The following is a 2,239-nucleotide window of genomic DNA, read 5'->3' as shown; positions in this document are numbered from 1 at the left end:
TGTTTGGAGACAGCCAGTTTACCAGCACCCTGTCTGTCAACTTCCACTTCCCCAAGATCCCGCGAAGAACCTAAAATTTAGCCCACTACAGTGAATATATTTTGGTCGCGGTAGGAATGGTGGTCACCCACCACCCTCGCACAGATCCGGACGTGCGTCTGCGTTAATGCAGTCACGGTGAACACTTACGCTACCTTTATGAAAGGTTGATCACATCACACTTCTCAGTATTTATGTTTGATTTTATTGCATTAACAAGAATAATAACCCAATAAATACACAAAAAAAACAAACAATCACCCTAATTCGTATTCCTGAACATATTGGAAGGATTTTGTCATTTTTTTCTAAACTCAACGGCAATCACATTCCCTGTGTCATTTTCTCTAACTAAGTCAGTAATCACTGACTTCATGAATCCCCCCCATGACAAGAATAATTTCCGCAATTTATCCGCCATACCTCCAACTTGGTATGTTCTAATCAAACGGTCTTTTGGTACATGGTTAAGCAATAATTCAATCAAACGTTCCGGAGCATCTAGATATTCAACGGCACCAGTTGCAACACTCCTACGCAGATCATGTGGACTAAATGGTTCAAACTCAGCCAGATATCTTAATCTAACCCGTTCTAATGCTTTTGTAACTGCATCCCCCGTAATTGGGTGTCCAAACCTAGTCGTTGATTCAAACACATAATGACTTTGAGAGAATTTTCGCTGCTGCTCTAGAATATCTAAGGCTAGAGGAGATAATGTAACAACATGACTTCGTCCATTCTTCGTTTCTGGAATCGTCCAACGATCACCATTAATTTGTTCCCACTTCATAGCTACGGCTTCTGAACGCCGGACCGCAGTCAAACAAATTAGTCGTAAACAATTTGCTACCGAAAGAGACAACACCACATTAGAAGCTATACCACGTCCTCCACTCGCTTTAGCGCCGGCTCCTGATGTTGCTTGATCAAGTGCAAGCCATAATCTCCTTAATTCCTCTTTAGTCAGCCACCGTTCACGGGGAGGCGGCATTGATGCTCCAAACATGGCTGGTTTTAACAGTCGAGCGGGATTAATTTCAATGTAGCCTTGAAGAACAGCATGATCCAAACATTGATTCAACACGATTAATCCCTTGCGTGTCCCTTCAGCCGTCTCTACTTGGCGAAAATGCTCATACAGTACGGCACGTGACAAGTCACAAACACGAAGATTGCCCAACACTCTTTCAATATGGCGTGTAAAGGTTCCCTCATAGTCAGCCAGTGTCCTTGGACCTATTGGCTTTGACTTGGCGCGTAGCATCAACCAATCACGATACACTTCCCGCAGTGTTGGCATCTGGGTGTTTTTGATCTTGGCCTCTTTCGCTGCCTGGCGCGGATCAATTCCCTGCTTCACAAAAGCAACTGCATCAGCATGGGCGAGACGAGCGGCAGCTAAACTCATAGCGGGGTGACTCCCCAGCAGCAACTCTCCTTCTTTTCCAGCCAATTTGTAACGATAGATAAAACGCTTCAAACCGTGACTACGAAGCTCCAACTTCAAGCCGCCACCATGCTTGGACTGAACTGCAAACCGCTGCACTGTTGCACCTTCTCTCAGGGTCGCAGCAGAGATTTCTGTAGCTGTATTGAGTAGCTTGTTCACCACGTTTCATACCCCTCTCCATACCCCGCTTTTGTGATGATATGGCGTGGAACTACCTGAGACAACATGAGACTTCAGAAAGAATATAGCCAATTGATTTAAATGGTTTTTTTATAAATTTTCGCTCTTGGTGAAACTTCTTGATTCTATAACAATCTGGATTCGTAATGCGAAGGTCAGGAGTTCGATCCCCCTTATCGGCACCATATAAAACAAAGGGTTAGATTCTCTCTGAGGCTAACCCTTTGTGCTTTTTTGTGGAATGGCCCAACGCTGGGCCCAACATCATGCAACCTATACCCCCCTCTTTTGCGATTGGCTACACCTCCGGCTTGAGTAACAAAAAAGCCCTTCCTGCTTGGGTGGGCTTCTCGTTCGGGGGATGAGCTGTGTAATAAAAGCTCATGTCGGGTTATCTGCCTAAGCACAGATCAAAAACCGCATCACTGGCCCCGTCCATAATCATATGAAGTTCGTCAAATCCAACCGGACCCATGCTATATGCGAAATTGACTAAATAGCTGTTCCGAATAGTAGATCACAGGAGGAAGGGAACTCAGTCCAGTTTGTGCGATCTCATTAGGCGCG

At 45.1% G+C, this 2,239-nt stretch carries 1 protein-coding gene; it reads right to left on the bottom strand.

Translation table 11 applies throughout. The features are described from left to right. Nucleotides 1–337: 337 nt before the first annotated feature. Nucleotides 338–1,651 (bottom strand): tyrosine-type recombinase/integrase, encoded by a 1,314-nt coding sequence (locus tag PG887_RS22130; RefSeq protein WP_270822924.1) that lies wholly within the window; start codon nt 1,649–1,651, stop codon nt 338–340. Nucleotides 1,652–2,239: the final 588 nt, after the last annotated feature.

Source organism: Aeromonas sp. QDB14 (assembly GCF_027707845.1).
GTDB lineage: Bacteria > Pseudomonadota > Gammaproteobacteria > Enterobacterales > Aeromonadaceae > Aeromonas > Aeromonas caviae.
The sequence above is the reverse complement of the archived record's forward strand: the minus strand, read 5'-3'. Positions and strand labels throughout refer to the sequence as shown.